General features: G+C 36.9%; 19 protein-coding genes and 1 riboswitch. Of the genes, 9 read left to right on the top strand and 10 right to left on the bottom strand.

The features are described from left to right. Window positions 1-98 precede the first annotated feature (98 nt). The 4 genes from BMY57_RS16060 (at window position 99) to BMY57_RS07860 (ending at window position 2,900) form a co-directional block, all read left to right on the top strand. Window positions 99-251 carry a hypothetical protein gene (locus BMY57_RS16060; RefSeq protein WP_177176351.1) on the top strand — a complete coding sequence of 51 codons (153 nt, stop codon included), beginning with the start codon at window positions 99-101 and terminating at the stop codon, window positions 249-251. Between the two features lie 262 nt (window positions 252-513). After that, entirely contained in the window at window positions 514-1,878 is a 1,365-nt protein-coding gene (locus tag BMY57_RS07870) for a sensor domain-containing phosphodiesterase (protein ID WP_091773471.1), read from the top strand. 119 nt (window positions 1,879-1,997) lie between these two features. Continuing rightward, complete coding sequence (locus BMY57_RS07865) at window positions 1,998-2,555, top strand: cupin domain-containing protein (protein WP_091773470.1); 558 nt, start codon at window positions 1,998-2,000, stop codon at window positions 2,553-2,555. A gap of 48 nt (window positions 2,556-2,603) precedes the next feature. After that, the gene (locus tag BMY57_RS07860; RefSeq protein ID WP_091773498.1) at window positions 2,604-2,900 is read left to right on the top strand and encodes a 4a-hydroxytetrahydrobiopterin dehydratase; all 297 of its coding nucleotides are present in this window, start codon (window positions 2,604-2,606) and stop codon (window positions 2,898-2,900) included. Window positions 2,901-2,943: 43 nt separating this feature from the next. Here the strand turns inward: BMY57_RS07860 and BMY57_RS07855 are convergent, their stop codons facing one another. From BMY57_RS07855 to BMY57_RS07815, 9 genes are all read right to left on the bottom strand, one after another. Continuing rightward, window positions 2,944-4,365 (bottom strand): bifunctional 2-methylcitrate dehydratase/aconitate hydratase, encoded by a 1,422-nt coding sequence (locus BMY57_RS07855; RefSeq protein ID WP_091773469.1) that lies wholly within the window; start codon window positions 4,363-4,365, stop codon window positions 2,944-2,946. Window positions 4,366-4,367: 2 nt separating this feature from the next. Then, a complete protein-coding gene (prpB, locus tag BMY57_RS07850) occupies window positions 4,368-5,285 on the bottom strand; it encodes a methylisocitrate lyase (RefSeq protein WP_091773468.1) in 918 nt (305 codons plus the stop codon). A gap of 13 nt (window positions 5,286-5,298) precedes the next feature. Next, the gene (locus tag BMY57_RS07845; RefSeq protein WP_091773467.1) at window positions 5,299-6,666 is read right to left on the bottom strand and encodes an SLC13 family permease; all 1,368 of its coding nucleotides are present in this window, start codon (window positions 6,664-6,666) and stop codon (window positions 5,299-5,301) included. Between the two features lie 16 nt (window positions 6,667-6,682). Next, on the bottom strand, window positions 6,683-8,188 hold the full coding sequence (locus tag BMY57_RS07840; protein WP_091773466.1) for a tripartite tricarboxylate transporter permease: 1,506 nt from the start codon (window positions 8,186-8,188) through the stop codon (window positions 6,683-6,685). Between the two features lie 15 nt (window positions 8,189-8,203). After that, complete coding sequence (locus BMY57_RS07835; RefSeq protein WP_369678856.1) at window positions 8,204-8,656, bottom strand: tripartite tricarboxylate transporter TctB family protein; 453 nt, start codon at window positions 8,654-8,656, stop codon at window positions 8,204-8,206. Between the two features lie 54 nt (window positions 8,657-8,710). Further along, window positions 8,711-9,694 carry a tripartite tricarboxylate transporter substrate binding protein gene (locus BMY57_RS07830; protein WP_439895793.1) on the bottom strand — a complete coding sequence of 328 codons (984 nt, stop codon included), beginning with the start codon at window positions 9,692-9,694 and terminating at the stop codon, window positions 8,711-8,713. A gap of 139 nt (window positions 9,695-9,833) precedes the next feature. Beyond that, window positions 9,834-10,514: a response regulator gene (locus BMY57_RS07825; RefSeq protein WP_091773464.1), complete on the bottom strand. Its 681-nt coding sequence runs from the start codon at window positions 10,512-10,514 to the stop codon at window positions 9,834-9,836. Beyond that, the gene (locus BMY57_RS07820) at window positions 10,492-12,036 is read right to left on the bottom strand and encodes an ATP-binding protein (RefSeq protein WP_177176350.1); all 1,545 of its coding nucleotides are present in this window, start codon (window positions 12,034-12,036) and stop codon (window positions 10,492-10,494) included. The genes BMY57_RS07825 and BMY57_RS07820 overlap by 23 nt, the downstream gene beginning before the upstream one ends. A gap of 129 nt (window positions 12,037-12,165) precedes the next feature. Next, window positions 12,166-13,515: a hypothetical protein gene (locus BMY57_RS07815; RefSeq protein ID WP_091773462.1), complete on the bottom strand. Its 1,350-nt coding sequence runs from the start codon at window positions 13,513-13,515 to the stop codon at window positions 12,166-12,168. Window positions 13,516-13,920: 405 nt separating this feature from the next. Further along, window positions 13,921-14,007, top strand: a riboswitch (cyclic di-GMP riboswitch). 503 nt (window positions 14,008-14,510) lie between these two features. On the opposite strand from BMY57_RS07815, the gene BMY57_RS07810 reads away from it, so the two are divergent. From BMY57_RS07810 to BMY57_RS07800, 3 genes are all read left to right on the top strand, one after another. Continuing rightward, on the top strand, window positions 14,511-16,259 hold the full coding sequence (locus BMY57_RS07810; protein WP_091773461.1) for an aromatic amino acid hydroxylase: 1,749 nt from the start codon (window positions 14,511-14,513) through the stop codon (window positions 16,257-16,259). 68 nt (window positions 16,260-16,327) lie between these two features. Continuing rightward, the gene (locus BMY57_RS07805) at window positions 16,328-16,777 is read left to right on the top strand and encodes an SRPBCC family protein (RefSeq protein ID WP_091773460.1); all 450 of its coding nucleotides are present in this window, start codon (window positions 16,328-16,330) and stop codon (window positions 16,775-16,777) included. A gap of 195 nt (window positions 16,778-16,972) precedes the next feature. Next, a complete protein-coding gene (locus BMY57_RS07800) occupies window positions 16,973-17,305 on the top strand; it encodes a thioredoxin family protein (protein WP_091773459.1) in 333 nt (110 codons plus the stop codon). On the opposite strand, the gene BMY57_RS07795 is transcribed toward BMY57_RS07800, so the two are convergent. Beyond that, the gene (locus tag BMY57_RS07795; protein ID WP_177176349.1) at window positions 17,302-17,769 is read right to left on the bottom strand and encodes an ASCH domain-containing protein; all 468 of its coding nucleotides are present in this window, start codon (window positions 17,767-17,769) and stop codon (window positions 17,302-17,304) included. The genes BMY57_RS07800 and BMY57_RS07795 overlap by 4 nt on opposite strands. Before the next feature lie 74 nt (window positions 17,770-17,843). Here BMY57_RS07795 and BMY57_RS07790 point away from each other — a divergent pair, with 74 nt between their 5' ends. Next, window positions 17,844-18,233, top strand: coding sequence for a hypothetical protein (locus tag BMY57_RS07790; RefSeq protein WP_091773457.1), 390 nt, complete (start codon window positions 17,844-17,846; stop codon window positions 18,231-18,233). Between the two features lie 81 nt (window positions 18,234-18,314). Then, window positions 18,315-19,601, top strand: coding sequence for a M20 family metallo-hydrolase (locus tag BMY57_RS07785; protein WP_256205274.1), 1,287 nt, complete (start codon window positions 18,315-18,317; stop codon window positions 19,599-19,601). Window positions 19,602-19,607: the final 6 nt, after the last annotated feature.

Raw genomic sequence — 19,607 nt, 5'->3', positions numbered from 1 at the left:
AACTAGTAAAAATCGGCTCTCATCCCAAATTCATAGATTTTTATATTCTGATAGTATCTAATTATAAATTAAGGTTCAGTTTAAAGGGAGGTGAGTCCGTGAAAAGATTATTAGGTATTGCTGTGATCACTGCTCTAATCGTTGGATTCTCTATGAACGTAAGTGCTGCAGGTGATCTTAACGATGCAGCTTTACAGGTTGAATTACTAGGTAAAGGCAACGGTGAAGATGACCTAGGTGCAATGGATTAATTTCCAAAATTACTTAACTCAAAAGCATTTCCTTATAAGTCGTCCATATTTTATTCGTCCATAATTTTATATGCTACCAGAAATTCTTCTGAGATTTTTGGTAGCACTTTTTTTTCATCATACTCGAAAATGACTAAATGATAAAGGTTTAATTTTCCAAAGTGTCGTATTTTAGGCCTATTTATCCAAGTGTACGTTACAATCAATCTGGCAAATGTCATATTTAGTAGATTAAAAGTCTTATGATCGGGAGGCTCTTAAAATGGGTGAAAAAAGTTTACTAGAAGAAAGAGTGTTAAGCCCAGAAGAGTTTGTGGCTGGTTATCAATATATAACGGAATATTTAAAAGCAGGGCTTCCGTTATGTGATGTGTTAAAAAGAGCATTGAAGTACTTTGAGGATCAGTTTGTGGATTCTTACTGTACGATTATGCTTTTAAATTCAAAACGTACAGAGTTTGTAAATGGTACGGCCTATTCGTTGCCAGATGACATGTTGGAAAAGTTTTTACACATTCGGTTATTTGATGGGCTAGGGACGTTCGGGGCGGCGGCTGTTCGCGGCGAGCTAATGGTTACTCCAAATGTGTATAACGATAAGAGTTGGAAGACTTTTTCGAATGTAGTGGAGCCTTATGGGCTAAAATCTTGTTGGTCGGTCCCGGTGTTTAAGCCTGGGACGAGTGAGGTAGTAGCAGTTTTTGGCGTGTATTCAAAATATAGTCGATATCCAACTCAACGAGAGCTTGATACATTAGCAGCCTATAATGAATTGTTAGGGCTTATTATTTCCAACTATAAGGTCCATGATTGTGGTGACATCCAGCCGCTAAATCAACATCAAGAGGATGAATTAGATTCAAAGTTGTTGTACGCGGAATCGATTAAGACTGGTTTAAAAAATGGAGATATCTTCCCTTATTATCAACCTGTCTTAACATCGGATGGTCAAAAGTTGCATGGAGTTGAAGCGTTGGCTCGCTGGGAACATCCTGAAAAAGGGCTTGTGCCGCCAATTGATTTTATTGATCATGCTGAAGAATATGATTTCATTGACTGGTTAGATGAAGTCATATGTCGACGAGCATGTGAGGATATGAAGCAGTTAATGGATTTAACGGGTAAGAAGTTTATGTTATCTGTTAATATTTCTGCTGTTCATATTCGTAAGAAGGATTTTGCGCAAAGAATTGAAACAATTTTACATGAGACAGGTTTTCCAGCTAATTATCTATCCATCGAGATTACGGAAACATCGCTGATAGAAAATCTAAAAGATGTTGCAGTCACGTTCCAGCATCTAAAAAGCTTAGGTGTTAAGATTTCAATTGATGATTTTGGAACGACTTACTCTTCGTTAAACTATTTAAAATATCTTCCGGTGGATACCATTAAATTGGATAAAGCATTTATTCACGATGTGGATAAGAGTCCGATAGATCGTAGGATTTGTAAAACGATTATTCAACTTGGCTGTGATTTGAATTTAGATGTGATCGCAGAAGGGGTTGAAAGTACCAAACATCTGACAATTATTCGTGACTTTGGGTGTGATATTTATCAAGGTTATTATTTTAGTAAGCCTCTGACTTTAGAAGGCTGGAAGGACTATCTTGAACAATTTTAATCTCCCCCTAAATCATATAGATGGAGCTGCCTGTAATGGGCAGTTCTTTTTTGTGTATAAAGGGATTTATAGTTTTTTATCGAATATAGATTATAAGAATTTTATGAAGGAGGGAGTGTATGCAGAAAGTCAGCCAAGATCGCTCGTTTTCGAACAAGTTTACCGGTGAAAAAATTACTTTTCTTGAAACGAGTCAGGATACAAATGGTGAATATGAATACATTGAGGTATTTTTACCACCAGGTATGTCTGGAGCCCCTCTTCATAGTCATGAGCGATTTGAAGAAGAGGTCGAGGTTGTTGAAGGTGAACTTAAAGTTGTTATAGGTCATGGATCAAAGTTTTTAACTGAAGGAGAAACATTATTGATCCCAAAAGAAACACCTCACATGTTCATGAATGCTTCGACGAATAAACCTGTAACTTTTCGGACCAAGATTAAACCTGCTCATTACTTTGAAGAATCGATACGGATCTTGTATGGATTAATGGAAGATGGTCAAACAGATAAAAAAGGTCTTCCAAATGATCGGATACATCTCGCCCTGGTGTATGAGATGCAAGATACCCAAGTAGTTGAGCTGCCTTTAATCTTAAAACTATTTATGAGATGGTTAGTTAAGAAAGGTAAGAAAAAAGGAATAGACCAACAATTAATAGAGAAATATGTACGATAGTTAAAAAAGGGGAGACGCACGGATTATGTTGTAGGAGGAGGGTGAATGATGGAACGTTTATCTGATGAACAAATTGAAATAGAATTAGAGAATTTGGCTAATTGGAAATTAGTCGATGAAAAATGGATTCGCCGTCGTTACAAGTTTAAAGATTACCTTAACGGGGTTGAATTTGTTCGTAAAGTTGCTGAGTATGCAGAAGGAAAGAATCATCACCCAAACATTGCGATTGATTATAAGGTCGTAACGCTTAAAATTTCATCTTGGGAAATGCGTGGGTTGACCGATCTGGACTTTGAAATGGCTCAGCATTTTGATGAGTTGTATGAAGAGCAGGAACAATAGTAAAACAGACAACCTCGCTAGGATTGAGGTTGTCTGTTTTATATTAACGATCCCAAAGATTAACGAATTCATGAACAGGTAGATTATAAAATTGTTCGTGATCATTAAATGTCTTTTTAAGAGCTAATTGTTGGTGCTCGTTAAACTGAGTGGAAATATTGTCATGGAATTTATCATGTAATAATGGACGTCCTTCTTTACGGCGGAAACGATGGCCAACAGGATATTCTCGTTCTAATTTATCTGTTTTAGATTCATCCTTAAAAACAATTTGGACAGCGTTTGCAATAGAACGCTTATTAGGTTCAAGGTAGTCTTTTGAATATCTTTCATCTTCAATAACCGTCATTTTAGCACGTATTTGGTCAATCAATGGATTAGCAGCTGTTTCGTCCTCATAGTGGTTTGCGGAAATATCGCCATAGATCAGTCCAATCGCTGTAATGTATTGTAAACAGTGATCACGGTCTGCTGGGTTGTTTAGTGGCCCTGTTTTATCTATAATTCGTTTTGCTGATTCATGTGTATGAATGATAATCTCGCTAATCTCATCTAATTGGTCTTTGACTTGAGGGTGTAGTTCTATAGCACATTCCGCCGCCGTTTGTGCATGAAACTCAGCAGGATAAGAAATTTTAAATAAAATGTTTTTCATAACATAGTCTTTAAAAGGTTGTGCTAATGTAATAGATTTTCCTGACATTAAGACATCCTCAAACCCCCATTGTTCGGCTGTCAATGCAGTTGGATAGCCCATTTCATGTCGTAGAGACATAAGTGCTAGCCAAACACCTCTACTTGTTGCATCTCCTGCAGCCCATGATTTTCTAGAACCAGCATTAGGAAAATGTCTATAGGTTCTTAGACTGGAGTTGTCAATCCAAGCATTAGAAACGGCATTCATAATCTGTTGTTTAGATCCACCTAGTAGTTGTGTCGCAACAGCTGCTGTTGCAACTTTAACGAATAACACATGGTCTAGCCCTTGGCGGTTCAAGCTATTATCTAATGCTAAAACACCTTGTATTTCATGGGTTTTAATGAGGGCTTGGGAGACGTCTTTCATAGTTAATGGTGCTTGATCTTCGCTTACATTTTTTCTGCTTATGTAGTCTGCAATCATCAGGATTCCACCTAGATTATCGGAAGGATGCCCCCATTCTTGGGCAAGCCAGCAATCATTATAATCTAACCATCGAATCATGGTTCCGAAATTAAAAGAACCTTGAACAGGATCTAGATAGTAAGAAGTCCCAGGCACTTTACTCCCTACTTCAATATTCATGGGGACGATGGGACCAAGTAGTTTAGTACATGCTTCATAGTTTAATGATAGGATGGCACAACCCATACTATCCATAATGACATCTTTAGCGACGGATAAGGACTCTTGGTCACCTACATTATCTTGCAATGTATAATCAGCAATAGCTTCTATGACATCATCAAATTTATTGTTTGTCATCTTTATTCATCTCCTTCAATGGTGGGTAGGACCGTTTTAGCAATGCTTTTGTCTAAATCCTCATAGTCCTCTAAACGAATTGTTTCATAAAGTTGTTCTCTAGTTTGCATTTGGTCCAATACCCCTTTTTGAGTACCTTGAGTGAAGATTTCTGTAAAGGCGATTTCGTATGCTTTAGCTGCCACGCGTAATGATGTGACTGGATAAATCACCATATCATAACCCATATCTTCAAATTGCTGATCTGTATAATAAGGCGTTTTACCGAATTCCGTCATGTTAGCTAGTAAAGGAATATTAATAGCTTCAGTAAATCGTTTAAACTCATCTTCTTTACCAATGGCTTCTGGAAAAATGGCATCTGCGCCAGCCTCTTCGTATGCTTTGGCACGTTCAATCGTCGAATCTATGCCTTCAACACTGTGCGCATCGGTTCGAGCAATTAAAACTAAAGATGGGGCGACTTTTTTTACCATCTTTATTTTCTCGACCATTTCTTCCTTAGAAATGAGTTGTTTTCCATTCAAGTGACCGCATTTTTTTGGAATCTTTTGGTCTTCCATTTGAATAGCTGCCACCCCAGATTCAACCATTTCTTTCACGGTACGAGCAACATTAAGAGGACCACCAAAGCCATTATCTACATCTACTAACATAGGTAAATTGGTTGCACGAACAATCTCCTTTGCATGATTGGCCACCTCTGTAGAATTTAATAACCCAATATCCGGATAGCCTTTACTAGCGGTTAAAGCACCACCAGAAAGATAAAGAGCGCTAAATCCGACTTGTTTAGCTACAAGGCCTGCCATGCTATCATGTGCACCGATAATTTTTAAAATACCTTGTTGATTCATTTCATTTTTTAATTGTTTAGCTAATTCTTTTTGTGATGATTGATTGGAAACGAGCCAAGTCATAAAAAAACCTCCTTTAAATTATCAAGCTCCAATACAGGAATATTGATGAAATAATAATTACTAACCAAATAGGCAAAGCGATTACACCACTTTTTAATAAGTCGCGTGTTTCGAAGTGATGATAAGAGTAGCTAATTAAATGGACAGGTGATTGTGTGATTAGTAGAAAACCAGGCACACCTGCTAAGTAAACTCCCATCGCTAATAATAACGGTGAGAATTCAATTTGCTGACCTAAAGTGATTGCCAGTGGTAACATAATGGTTAAAAAACCTAATACATTTACAAAGACAATTCTGATTAAAGAAGTAACAATTATGAAACTGATAATGATATAGATATTTGAGTGATTTTGGCTGCTTTGAGATATTAGATTGGTTAGACCATTTAATGTCCCAGTTTCGATTAACATATTGGAAAGCATTAATGTAGCAGCAAAGAATATCATCATATCCCAATTAATCCCTTTTTTAGCTTCATCCCAATTCATAACGCCTATATAAGGAAGAACAACAAAAACAGCCCCTAACAAACCGATTAAAGGGATAGGCTGATGATGGATCGGTTGGGTTAACCAAAGTGATAACGTTAAACCAATGATGATGGCCATTCTAATTTCTTCTGGTTTCCAGTTACCCAGTTCTTTCATTTTAGAATTAATTAAATTATTAACTAAATTAAAATTAACTTTATGGACTGGAAATTTGCTTAGGAATATCACCCATAAGATCAAAATGAAAACGACGATGGGAACTCCGATATATAGGATCCATGTAAAGTAATTTATTTGATCGGAAACTGAAGAAAACATTCCGTAAGCATAGATGGTTGAGCTTGCACCAGTTGGAACGAAAGCTGCCGATATCGCACTGACATATGCAATTCCAATGAATAAGGACTTTCCTAAGTTTTCGGTCTCCTGAATTTTCCTTAAGTTGTTAATTAAATCATTTAATATAGAACTAACAAGCTGTCCTTTCCCTATGTTAGATGGAATAAAAACAGTAAGGACAAACTCCATCATAAAAGAGACGAAAATTAGTGCTTTGCTTGAACCTTTTGCTAAAGCCAGTATTTTAAGTGAAACTCGACTTGCTAAGCCAGTTTTGATAAACGCATACGATAATATGAAAGTTGAAAATAAAAGCCAAACTAAACTAGAACCAAAGTAACTCAACGTTTCATCATACGTAAAGAAATGAAAGGATAATATTAAAATCAAAATTAAAGAACTAAATGCTAAAGGGAACACCCTTCCAATCCATAAAATCTGGACTACAAGAAGTGCCCCCAAAGCTTGAATGTGAATATCCCAGTTTGGAATGAAAAATATTCCATAAATCACAATGGCTAAAGCTAAGAGTATATTGTTTTTCGTCATATCAAGCCCGCCTTACTTAAGCTGCATCTGCTTGCTTTGATTTACGGTTTTGAACCCATGACATTATAAATGGATACGAGATTGATAAAATAGTTAAAATTGAAAGTGTAATCGTTACAGGAGATGCTAAGAGCACATTCATTATATGATCGTGTGCCACGACACTTTTTCTAAAGTTTTGTTCCATGTCTGAACCAACAATTAATGCTAGGATTAATGGAGCTATTGGGAAATCTAGTAGTTTCATTAAGAGTCCGATTATTCCAAAGATGACTAAAATGTAAAAATCAATGACACTATAGCTTAATGTGTATGTCCCAATAAATGCTAGGACTAATATTAATGGATATAAGACACGTGGTGGTGTATTTAATATTTTGACTAAAACGCTAATGAGTAAAATATTAATAATCACTAAGATAATGTTTCCGATAAACATACTGTTGACTAGTGTCCACACCATTTCTGGACTTTCTTCAAATAATAATGGTCCAGGACGTAAACCTAACATGATAACAGCACCTAAAATGACTGCTGTCGTACCTGAACCAGGGACACCCATTGTTAATAATGGAATAAAAGAACCGACCGATGCTGCGTTGTTAGAAGACTCTGGAGCCGCCACTCCTTCTATGGCCCCTTTACCAAAACGTTCAGGTTCTTTTGAAATTTGTCTTTCTGTCGTGTAACTTAACATCGAAGCGATGGAGCCACCTGCACCTGGTAAAACCCCAATTAAAAATCCTATTGGACCGTTACGAATGATTGGCCATTTGGAGCGTTTCCATTGATCTTTTGTAATCCATTTTTTCCCGAGTTTATTTTTATTTTTTAAACGATCTAAATTTAAGTAGTTGTAAAGCACTTCACCGACTGCATAGACACCTATGATGACCACTAAAAAATCTATTCCTTCACTTAACTGTGGAATATCAAAGGTGAAACGGTGAACACCTGTTTGTAGGTCAATCCCTACTGTGCTAAGCATTAATCCAATTGCCATAGCAATAAACCCTTTGACCATTTTGCCTCTTGATAAAGAGACGATTGCAGAAAGAGTAAATAAGAAAAGGAGGAAATACTCAGCAGGGCCAAATTTTAATGCAAATGCAGCTAAAGGTTTTGCTAACAAAATAAAACCTATAATTGCGAATATACCACCGATTAATGAAGCTATCGCTGAAATGGTTAAGGCTTGACCTGCCTGACCGTTTCTGGTCATGGGGTAACCATCAAATGTAGCAGCAATAGCTGACCCGTCACCAGGTGTGTTTATTAGGATTGAACTACGTGAACCGCCATACATAGCACCATAGTAAATGGCTGCCATCAATACTAAGGCACTCGTTGGATCCATACCGAAAGTTATAGGGATCAAAACGGCTACAGCTGTGGCAGGACCTAGACCTGGCAACATACCAACTACCGTACCTAAAAATCCTCCGATAAGTACCCATAAAATGTTCATCGGATGAAGGGCAGTCATTAATCCTTCTATGAAGTTCTGAATATCTACACCCATAAATAATTCTCCTCACTAAGGTAAGCTAACATTTAATAATTCTGAAAAAGAATACCAAGTTACAAATGAGAAAATAACTGATATTAAAATGTTTTGAAGCCATTTTTGTATTCCATTAACAACAAATAATAATCCGCCAAGGAAAATCATTGTAGAAAATAAAAAGCCTATTCTTTCAAATAGAAATGTATAAATAAAAATCAATACTAAGCTTGAAATGATTAAGACGGGGGTTCGACCTTGAATTAACCCTTTAAATTCTTCCACAGCTTCGGAGCGTTTCTTCCATTCTTGGAAGAAATAAATGATTCCCATAATTAACAAGAAAATACCAATGATAGCTGGGAAGTATAGTGGGGCATTCGGATCACCCGTTCTTGATTTTGTTAAGTCAAATGTCAGTATTAAATAAACAATGCTCGTAATGATAAAAAATAAAGGCATTGCTAAACGAACCAATATAAACACCCCTTATAAAATTGGAATAAATCCACTTCATGTGGATTTATTCCTACTAGTCTACTAGTCAATTAAACCTGCATCTTTAAGTAGCTGATTATAGTTTTCAGTTTGTTCTTCTAAGAATTCAGTAGCTTCTTCACTATTCATGTAGTAAGATTCCCATTCGTTATTGACTAATAATTCTTGCCAAGCTTCTGTTTCTACAAGTGTTGAAATGGTCTCATCCCAATAAGCAATTTCTTCTTCACTCATGTCTGGAGGTCCCATTACACCTCTCCAGTGAGGAAATTCTAAATCGATGCCTTGTTCTTTCCAAGTCTGAACATCTTCTAGTCCTTCAATAGGCTCATTAGAACCTACAGCTACCATTTTTAATTTACCTGCTAAATGTTGTTCTTTAGCTTCCGATACAGACATTGTTGCAACATCAACATGATCACCTAATAAAGCAGTTACAACATCTCCTCCACTTTCATAAATCATAAATTCAAGTTGAGTAACATCGACACCATATTCTTTAGCTGCTTGAACGAAGGCTAAGTGGTCGTTATTACCTAGGCTTGGAGCGACAGCTATCTTGAGTGATGTAGGGTCTTCCTTAAGTTGTTCTAATATGTCAATTCCATTATCGAACTCAGAATCAGGTGCCACTGCTACTGAAATCCATTCCGTTGTTAAAATGGCTAATGGTGTAAAATCCTTGTAAGTTAAGTCGCTTTGCCCTAATAGATTGTTAGTGATCACAAGACTTGAGTTAATGGCGAAGGTATGCGCGTCTTGATCTTTTAGATATTGCCAACCTACTTCACCGCCTCCGCCAGGTTTGTTAACGACATTCATGTTTTTTTCGATAATATTTTCATCGTCAAAGATTTTTTGCATGGCACGAGCCGTACCATCCCAACCTCCACCTGGAGAAGCTGGTGCTACTATTTCAATATTGTCTGTTGGAAATTCAGATGCATCATCAGAACCACCAGTGTCAGAACAAGCTGTTAATACGACAGCGATAACTAATAATAAAGAGAATAAATACTTATTCACATAAACCATCCTTTCAATTTTTTGTTCAGAAAATGAGTGTCTGGGTACATAATAATTTGAAAATTTCATCTTGTAACCGTTTTCAAAATTTATTCCATTAACAACAATAAATTATTTTTGTTCATTTTGTTCATGGATTTTATTTCGCATAGTACTTTCTTTCTGGCCTACCGATCACACCATACTCTTGCTCAACTTTAATATATTCAGTGGAAACTAAATACTCTAAGTAGCGTCGTGCTGTCGTTCTAGATGAACCTATTGCTTGTCCCATTTCATCTGCTGACCAAGGTCCTTTTTTGTCATCGAAATGTTCTATCACTTTTTCAAGCGTAATTTTATCAATTCCTTTTGGTAGAGAATTTTGTTTGGGTGATTGAATACTATTTGTCTGATTAGAAAAGATTTTATTTAATAATTCTTCATCGATATGATCTTGCTCGGCTAATAAATATTGTCTATTAAAATACTGATTAATAGCTTCTTGGAATTTTTCTAATGAAGCAGGCTTCATAATGTAATTGACAATCCCTTTTCTTAAACTATCTTCGAGTAAATGCTTTTCAGTTGCTGCCGTAATCATGATGATATCTAAATCAGGTTTAATCTCTCGTAACTGATCGATTAATTCGGTTCCTAGTATGTCAGGTAGATAGATATCTAAAAATAATAGATCAAAATCTGTAGATTGCACTAATTCTAGTGTTTCTTGTCCATTCATTGCTTTGCCTACTACTTGTACATGATCAATCTTATTTAAAAACCCCACATGTATATTTGCTACGCGGAAATCATCTTCAGCTACTATAATTTTTATCATTTTTTGTGACACCACCTTTTAATTTTGGTATAAAGACTGAGAAAGTTGTTCCATGATCGTCAGATTCAACCTCAATGCTACCATTTAAAGAATTAATAGATTCTTTTACGTTATATAAACCAAACCCTCTTTGCCCCGTACCTTTAGTTGAGAAGCCTTTTTTAAATAATAAATCTAAGTCTTCATTAATTCCGTCACCATTATCCGTAATTTCTAAAATAATATCTTGACCAATGTCTAGAGTAAAAAATGAAACGACGGGTTGTTTTTTATGCGCGACAGCATCAAAAGCATTATCAATAAGGTTACCCATAATGGTGATAATATGGGAGATATCTATATAATTTGGTAAAACATTTAAAGAGCTATTAGGGTCAACTGTAAACTTGATTTTCTTTTCAGATGCTTTGCTTAATTTTCCTAATAACACGGCTTGTACTTTCGGGTCTTGTATATGTTCAAAAATTAACTTATTGTTGTTCTGTATATCGACTATTTCTTCGTTTATCATCTTTCGAACTTGGTCATATTCTTCAAGCTGTATTAATCCTGATATGACATGCATTTTGTTGGAAAATTCATGTGTTTGGGCTCTAAGGTTATCTGAGTACTCTTTTACTTCTGATAGAGTAGATAACATTTCGGTAATTTGTGTTTTATCTCTGAATGTCGTTACAGTTCCAATAAGCTTACTATTCTCAATGATTGGGACTAAGTTGATAATGATTACCCGCTGATTAAAACGAATTTCCTTATTATTAATTCTGGCATACAATGATTTAATCTCTTGAAAATTGATTTCGGGTAACAACGAATCAATGACCTGTAAATGATATGGTTCATTAATGTTTAATAGTTTTTTGGCTGTATCGTTTACTAACGTTATGTATCCGTTTTCATCTGTGGCTATAACACCTTCACTAATTGAATTTAGAATAGAGGATTGTGAGCGATATAGGGTTGCTATTTCTCTAGGCTCAAGCCCAAATGTTTCTTTTCGAATATGTCTGGCTAGGAGATAACTTAATAGAACCCCTAATAAAAAGATAATTAAGGAGAAATAAAGAGTGCTTTTAATTCGGTTCATAATTGCCTGATTGATCTCTGATTTTAAGTAACCGACTGTGACAACACCAATAATGCGTTCAGAATTTGAATAGACAGGGGCCTTTCCTACGATAGCGGACCCAATAAATTCGTCAGATTCCATCGTATAATATCCACCAAATACCACTGCCATGTAACCATCATCAAAAGGGTAATATTCATCAATTAATTCTTCGTTCGGATGATATACAAAACGGCCGTCCTTACTTTGTATAACAGCAAACATTCCCTCTTTCTGACCACTGTATTGGTTGATTAATAGTTGAAGCTCGTCTTCATCACGATCAATAATAGCCTCTTGTACATCGGGGTTAAATGATAGAGTCTTCGCTGTTTGAAGACTTAAGTCTTCTCTATTTAAGTAAATTTGTTGTATGTCAAGGTATGCGAAAACTCCAAGTAGCAATATAATCAAAGAGGAAGTAATACCTATTACTAGCCCGGTAATTTTTGTTTGTAGTGAAACCCTCAGGAGTCGCCTCAGCATCTTATCCCTAACTTTCCTGTTGAAAAATTTTAAAATAATTATAATTTTTTTATATAATTAGAGCAACATCCATCCGATTAGTACACCCGTTCCTCCAAAAATCAATGCATACCCAATATTCCAAAGTGTCAATTGGTATGGATTGCGCTTAAAATATTGATTCAACATTGTGATTGGAATGTTGAAGGTTCCTGTCATGTCATTAGCGATCACGGATATAATCATCACAACTGATACACTTAATGGATTAATAGACTCTAAAAATGGTGTGACGAATAACCCTTGTAGGCTAAGAGTTACGAGCGGGTGAAAGCCGAAGAATGCTAATACCATTGAACTCAACTGGATAAAAATGAATAATAATAATGGTGTTCGTTCAAGCCAGGCGAACGATTCAATTGCGATTTCTAATAACGGGGTTTCACCGATCAATTCATTGAATAATCCGATTGGAAGTAGGAGCATCATAAAGTTTTGCATCGTCCATATATGATCGCCCCACACTTTTTGTGTATAACGAATGAAAGTGCGATGCTTCTTCGTTACCATCGCCCAGGTAAACGTGTATGGAAGGATGACTAGAATGATTGAATCAAAAAATTCTAGTCCCGTCAGTAAATGCGTAATGGCAGCCGTCGCGATAAAAAGAATGAGAAAACCTGCTAACGATAGGAGATGGCGATAGTTAGTGTTTTGTTGGGTATCTTCCTCTTCCACGGGTTCTAAATTCACATTTCGATATTTGAAATAGCCAAGTGATGTGTCAAGTAAAAGCATCATGACTGAAAAAGCGAACAAAATAGGAAGTAGCGCTAAATAAGAAGATCCGGTAAAGGCCACTACCATCGCAATATAAACTTCAATTGGACTCCAAGTATTTGCTGCAGCAAATGGTCTTAAAATGGCCCTGGTCGCTAATTGATGAGTGATCCGTTCGTTTAAGTGCGCTGTTTTTTCCTTAACCAGGGTGTAAACTAATGGAATAGTAGATATAAAGATAAATAGGGTTAAGGCATAGCTAGTTAAATAAGACTTCACATAAAACTTACCCAAATTAGGTGTGTTTTTCTGCAATATATTAAAAAGTGATTGTTCATACCCACCAATAATCATGTAATGGTTAATAAACGGGATGAGATAGAGTAACGATAATAATAAGCCCATAGAGGTGAAATGCCCAACTAATTCGTTAAAAGGTAACTCATACCCAATAGCAATCACACCAGAAACGATGAGAAATACAACACCAATAATCTGATAAGTTCGATTAGCCCCAGCAATTGACAAGAATAGCGCCAATATCCCAATCCAACCTTGTATTGTCATAACGGTTTCGTTATTTAGGAAAAGATTGAATATATATAAAGCTACATAGCTCGTGTATAAATGAAAAAGTAGACGTCTCATAGTATCACACTCTCAAATGGAATAGTCTTCTATTATCTTAACAAACACCTATTATTGTTCCTACCTTCCTTTATCCTGAATAGATCCAATATAATAAATTAAAATCCCCTTGGAAGAATAGTACAAAAGGTCTAATTTGTAATGTGACAGACAAAAAATGAAATAGAATAGAAACATTTTTAAATAGTTATTAATGATTACTTTTATAGAGTTAATTCTAATTTTTCGACAAAAATATAATCAAGAACATTAAAATGGTATTTCTTTTGACCTATTTTCTATTTTTGATGGTGTATCATATAAAGGAATCTCGACAAAAAATTAGGTTGTTTGACGGATTTCTACTAATCAAGTAATGAATTATGATAACAATAAGAGATTAGTCAGAATATTCAAATGACCTAATCTCGACAAAGGCAAAACTGGTGAAAACCAGTGACGCAAAGCTATAGGGGCTTCTGTGCATATGCACAATGCCAGCCAGCTACCGAAAGATCAGGGCAGTAAGATTAGCGGTTATTCATTCTTACTTAAAACGTGACCGGTTAAGTAGGAAATGAACAGCCCCTATCTTACCACTAACCTCGTCATTCGGTATTGCCGAGGTAATCTAATAGAAATGGAGGTGACATCTGCATCCTTCCTACCTTGAGTGTAGATGGATGGCTCTCAGGGATAGGTTCCATTATTTTTTACCCTATCGATCGGTATACACAATTCTTCATTACCCCATTGATGTTGTGTATTTATCAAAAGGTTTAGTCGATATCGACGACAATCTACCTCCAGGTAAGTTCGGGAAGCGGCTAAAAGATGCGTGCTCGGTACTAGAACTCCCCACTAGTATCGATGCGCGTATTTTTTTTATGTCAAAATAAATATTTGGGTTGACTTTTTTCTGAATCAGGTGTAAATTAATAACCAATACTTTAGTAAATAAAAGCGTTTAAGCGTTTAAGCATTTATGCGATTAAGTAATGGAAAGGATGAGTCAAATGACTTTAACGGTTCAAAAAGTACCTAAGCATTTAAAAAAATATACAGCGGAACAACATTATCATACATATACACCCATTAATCATGCGGTTTGGCGTTATGTCATGCGGCAGAATCACCATACTTTAAAGGATCTTGCTCATGAGGCTTATACAGATGGTTTAAGAGCTTCGGGGATTACGATTGAGAAGATTCCAAATGTGGATGAAATGAACGAAGCATTAGCTCCTTTCGGTTGGGGAGCCTCGACGATTGATGGATTTATTCCTGGGGTTGCTTTCTTTGAATTCCAAGGAAATGGAGTTCTACCGATTGCAACAGAAATACGTAAACTAGAGAATATTCAATACACACCTGCCCCTGATATTATTCATGAAGCGGCTGGTCATGCTCCTATTTTATGTAATCCGAAATACTCCGAGTACGTTAAAATGTTCGGTGAGATTGGGAAAAAAGCGATTGCCTCTAAAGAAGAACATGATCATTTCGATGCTGTCCGTCATTACTCGAACTTGTTGGAAAAAGGTGACGCGACTGAGGAAGAGATCAAGGCGGCAGAACAAAATGTTAAAGAAAAAGAGGTAGCAATTAAAGGAGTCTCAGAAGCTGAAAAAGTTGGTCGTTTATACTGGTGGACGGTTGAGTACGGGCTAATTGGAACAGTCGATGATCCGAAAATCTATGGTGCAGGATTACTATCGTCTGTTGCGGAAGGTAGTAATATTTTAAGTCCTGAAGTTGAAAAACGTCCGTTTGATGTTCAGGAAATGGTTAATACTTCATTTGATATTACAAAACCACAGCCACAGTTGTTCGTTTGTGAGAGTTTTGAGCAACTCATTGAAGGGTTAAAAGAGTTTGCTCAAGAAATGTCCTTTATGAAGGGTGGAACAGAAAGCTTGGATAAAGCGATCCAATCAGAGAATGTCGCAACAGCAGTGTTTAGTTCAGGTCTTCAAGTCACAGGTATTTTCTCTGATCGAATCACAGATGAAAACGGTGATCTCATTTACATTAAAACTTCTGGTCCAACAAACCTCGCGTTTGATCACCAAGAGCTTTCCGGGCACGGTACAGATTACCATTCCGATGGTTTTGGTTCACCGGTTGGTAAGTTAAAAGACTTAGGCAAAAGCTTAGAAAATTTAACCGATTCTGAGCTGGAAGCCCAAGGTGTCTTGGTGGGTGAAGAAACGACTTTGGAATTTGAAAGCGGCATTGTTGTTACAGGTACTGTTAAAGATTTGGTACGTAAAGATGGTAAAGTAGTTATTGTTTCTTTTGAAAACTGTCGTGTGACATTAGGGGATGACGTATTATTTGAACCCGAGTGGGGAGTATTTGATATGGCGGTTGGAACGGATATTGTATCTGTTTTTGCTGGAGCGGCTGACGGAGAAGCTTTCCACTCAATAGTGGAATCTGAACCAATGGAAACACCGGCACTCCCAGAGCTTACATCACTTGAACAGTTATTCCAAGATGTACGCAATGTTCGTGAAGGTCATATAGCAGACCCAGAGTCTGAATTAGAACGTGTTTTAGATGAATTACAAGTTATATCAAATGATGATTGGTTGTTAAGAATTGAGATTTTTGAAATCTTAGTGGCTAAAAAACTTTCTTGTACCTTATTAGATCGTGTGACTGATGAATTAAATCACGTTAAAACGTTAGATGAAGAGTGGAATACGTTAATTGAACGTGGAATAAAAGTTGCTAAAAATGCCCCCTTAATATCTGAATAGATATTGGAACTCGCGTAAGGCGGGTTCTTTTTTTTTGTGATAAAATAACAGACAGAGAGGTGAATGTAATGGGATTTAAGAGAGACGTACATATTAAATATCCGATTGATTTAGTGTTTCGTGTGTTAACAACGTTTGAATATGCACCTAAAGTGTTAGACCACATACAAGAAGTTGAAGTATTAGATGAAGAGGTGAAAGTGGGGACGCATATTAAAGAGGTTCGACTGATTGGCAATCAACAAGTTGAAAACACATTAGAAGTCACTGAGTATGAACCCTACACGAAATTTGCGACGTATAGTAAACAGAATGGTTTAGACCTTCATTACATTTATACGTTAAGTGAAGTGGATGGAGGGACAGATATTCACTTTGAAGGGAATATTAAAACAAAAGGGCTCCGAAATATGTTAACAAAGCCAGTGATCAACCGAATCATTAAAAAGGAAGACGGCAATCATTTGTATCAATTAAAGCAATATGTTGAGATGAATTATAAAGAGTCTCAAGAGTAGCTTGTTAACTTTTAAACAATCGGCGAAAAGATCCTTTAATTTGGCGAAAAGAAAACTAGTTTTGACGAGAAGAAGCTTCATTCTGGCGAAAAGAGGGCTCAAATTCGCGAAAAGCAAAATCGAATCGGCGAAAAAAAGACTCATCTTGGCGAAACACCTCTGTTTCAGGGGGTAAGACATTTAGGAGTGGAGTCAATGCGTGAATTTAAAGAGTTGCATCATAATGGGGACATTGACCAGTTATTAGAGCATCAGCTGTCTTTTTTGTATATATCACGGAAAGGTTGCAGTGTGTGCCATAGTCTATTGCCTCAGGTTCAATATCTAATGGACCAATACCCTCAAATAGAACTCGGACATATAGATGTTCATGATGTACCAGAAGTCGCAGGGCGTTTTTCAATTTTTACCGTTCCAGTACTCATTTTATTTGTCGATGGCAAAGAGTACTTGCGGGAAGCTCGTATTGTTCAAGTGAATCAGTTTGATGAAAAAGTCCGTAAAATCTATGAGGGTGTGTTGGGTTAACCCTCATAGACGACTTTAAACTCTTCGCAAACGACATACATTTTTTCCTCAAATGTTTGATTTTTGTCAGCTAATTCTCGGTTAAAAAATTTAATATGTTCACGGCGCCAATAATCATAACTTTTATCGCCTTCTCCTTCCTTATAAGCAAACTCTTTAGTTACTTCATTAAACGGGATTAGCTCAACCTTCATCGTTCTAGTGATCAAAATAGGCTGGCCGTCCCAATCGGTAATAATGTTGTATTCACCGACTTTAGGCAATTCTTCGTTTTCATCTATGTAAGATTGATATAAAGAGCAAGTCGCTGTTTTATCTCCACTTTTAACTAATTGAGCCAGTTCATTCGCTAACTCAGGACCATCGCCAAATGCCCATGCTTCATACGTTGCATGCTTGGCTTCTTCTGGGTTTAATGTAGACAAGAAGTTTTGCCACAAGTTCTTCACTGATTTTTCATTCATTATTCATTTCTCCTACCTATATCTATGACATAATAAATATAATCTTATTATAACACGTGGAAAGGGGTCTAGTGATGCAGAATTATAGTACAACCTTATTACGTTTTTCAGCTTTATTCGCAGTAGTTGGAGCGTTCATTGGTTCTCATATGGCAGGGTCAATGGATTACCAATTTAGAACGGTGCACGCTCATATATTAGTTGTGGGTTGGTTAACGCTCTTTGCGTGGGCGGTGTTTTATAAAGTTTTTTATCAAGTGAAAACAAAGCTAGCGACGTTGCATGTTTGGACCGCAATCATAGGTGCGTTTGGGCTTACAACAGGTATGTGGGTCTATTATGTACGCCCGTTTGGATTACCAGATGGTTTGGTAACGGTGTATTTCATAGTTGGCGGGACTACCCTTTTAGTGAGTTTTGTGTTATTTTTCCTAGTAACTTTAAGTAAAAAAATCGATGAGTAATTTTAGAGGTTTTCCAAGCATTATTGATAAAAAATCGATTTTTTAGAGGTCCACAATTTATTGAAAGGTAGGGACATTTAATTGAACTTTTACGATCGACTAATGGATGGATACCAAAATGAACTTACGCACTCTGGAGTAAATGGTGAACGATTGGCTAAACGACTAGCTGAGCTTGCTAAAATCGGTTGGACCGAAGAAGGCGGTTGCGAGAGAATATCATTTTCGCAAGAAGAACTAAAAGCTAAAGAATTAGTGATGAAGTGGATGGAAGAAGAAGGACTCGACGTTATGATGGATGGTGCCGGGAATGTATTTGGTCGCTTAAAAGGGCAAGAAGATGTACCAGCTGTTCTATCTGGTTCCCATGTAGATAGTGTTCCACATGGAGGTCATTTTGACGGTCCTTTAGGTGTTTTGTCTGCTTTAGAAGTGGTCTCAGCATGGCGTGAGGAAGGTTATCAACCCAAGCGTCCATTTGAAGTCGTTATTTTCTCTGATGAAGAAGGAGCTCGCTTTAACGGAGGTTTAACAGGTAGTCAAGCCTTTATTGGGCAAATTGAAGCGGATGAAGAGCGGAAACGGGTTGATTATGAAGGACGTTCGTATGAAGAAGTATTAAAAGAGGTTGGTCTAACTCCGGAGAGTGTCGCTAGTGCCAAGCGCGATCTGGATGACGTGTATGCTTTTATCGAAGTCCATATTGAGCAGGGGAAACGTTTGGAGAAAGCGAATCTTCCGACGGGTGTTGTAACAGGAATTGCAGGACCAACTTGGTTAAAAGTTATATTTAAAGGTGTGGCAGGACATGCTGGGAATACACCGATGAATGATCGCCAAGATGCATTGGTAGCAGCGAGTGATTTTATTCGCCAAGTGAAGGACTTCCCACCTCAAGTGAGTGATTCAGGCGTGGCGACTGTTGGTAAACTAGAAGTAAAACCAAACGGTGTAAATGTTATCCCAGGTGAAGTTGAGCTAACAGTTGATATACGTGATATTAAGAACGAATGGAAAGAAGAGATCGTTCGTTTGGTTAAAACTTGTGCTCAAACAGTAGCAGGTAAGCAGGAAATTGCGGTCGAACTTGAGGAATTAATGAGCGTGGACCCCGTTGAAATTCCTCAACATATGCAGCAAAAAGCGAGTGAAGCCGTCAAAGAAGTATTAGGTTCAGAAGCTTATCACTTGCCAAGTGGTGCAGGACATGATGCGATGATTGTTGGACGGTATGTGCCAGCAGCCATGTTATTTATTCAAAGTAAGGACGGTATTAGCCACAATCCTAAAGAATGGTCTTCTTTAAACGATTGTGTTCAAACGGTGCATGTGTTGAAACGCTTTGTTGAAAAAGTTTGTGATGAATAGTTTAAA

Origin of the sequence: Piscibacillus halophilus, from assembly GCF_900110685.1 — a bacterium.
GTDB lineage: Bacteria > Bacillota > Bacilli > Bacillales > Alkalibacillaceae > Piscibacillus > Piscibacillus halophilus.
The sequence above is the reverse complement of the archived record's forward strand: the minus strand, read 5'-3'. Positions and strand labels throughout refer to the sequence as shown.

Excerpts from the sequence above, each read along its gene's own strand:
- BMY57_RS07855 (WP_091773469.1), bottom strand. The coding sequence starts at position 4,365 with ATGACAAACAATAAATTTGATGATGTCATAGAAGCTATTGCTGATTAT.
- BMY57_RS07845 (WP_091773467.1), bottom strand. The coding sequence starts at position 6,666 with ATGACGAAAAACAATATACTCTTAGCTTTAGCCATTGTGATTTATGGA.
- BMY57_RS07790 (WP_091773457.1), top strand. The coding sequence starts at position 17,844 with ATGCAGAATTATAGTACAACCTTATTACGTTTTTCAGCTTTATTCGCA.
- BMY57_RS07865 (WP_091773470.1), top strand. The coding sequence starts at position 1,998 with ATGCAGAAAGTCAGCCAAGATCGCTCGTTTTCGAACAAGTTTACCGGT.
- BMY57_RS07805 (WP_091773460.1), top strand. The coding sequence starts at position 16,328 with ATGGGATTTAAGAGAGACGTACATATTAAATATCCGATTGATTTAGTG.
- BMY57_RS07860 (WP_091773498.1), top strand. The coding sequence starts at position 2,604 with ATGGAACGTTTATCTGATGAACAAATTGAAATAGAATTAGAGAATTTG.
- BMY57_RS07870 (WP_091773471.1), top strand. The coding sequence starts at position 514 with ATGGGTGAAAAAAGTTTACTAGAAGAAAGAGTGTTAAGCCCAGAAGAG.
- BMY57_RS07840 (WP_091773466.1), bottom strand. The coding sequence starts at position 8,188 with ATGGGTGTAGATATTCAGAACTTCATAGAAGGATTAATGACTGCCCTT.
- BMY57_RS07800 (WP_091773459.1), top strand. The coding sequence starts at position 16,973 with ATGCGTGAATTTAAAGAGTTGCATCATAATGGGGACATTGACCAGTTA.
- BMY57_RS07825 (WP_091773464.1), bottom strand. The coding sequence starts at position 10,514 with ATGATAAAAATTATAGTAGCTGAAGATGATTTCCGCGTAGCAAATATA.
- prpB (WP_091773468.1), bottom strand. The coding sequence starts at position 5,285 with ATGACTTGGCTCGTTTCCAATCAATCATCACAAAAAGAATTAGCTAAA.
- BMY57_RS07810 (WP_091773461.1), top strand. The coding sequence starts at position 14,511 with ATGACTTTAACGGTTCAAAAAGTACCTAAGCATTTAAAAAAATATACA.
- BMY57_RS07815 (WP_091773462.1), bottom strand. The coding sequence starts at position 13,515 with ATGAGACGTCTACTTTTTCATTTATACACGAGCTATGTAGCTTTATAT.
- BMY57_RS07795 (WP_177176349.1), bottom strand. The coding sequence starts at position 17,769 with ATGAATGAAAAATCAGTGAAGAACTTGTGGCAAAACTTCTTGTCTACA.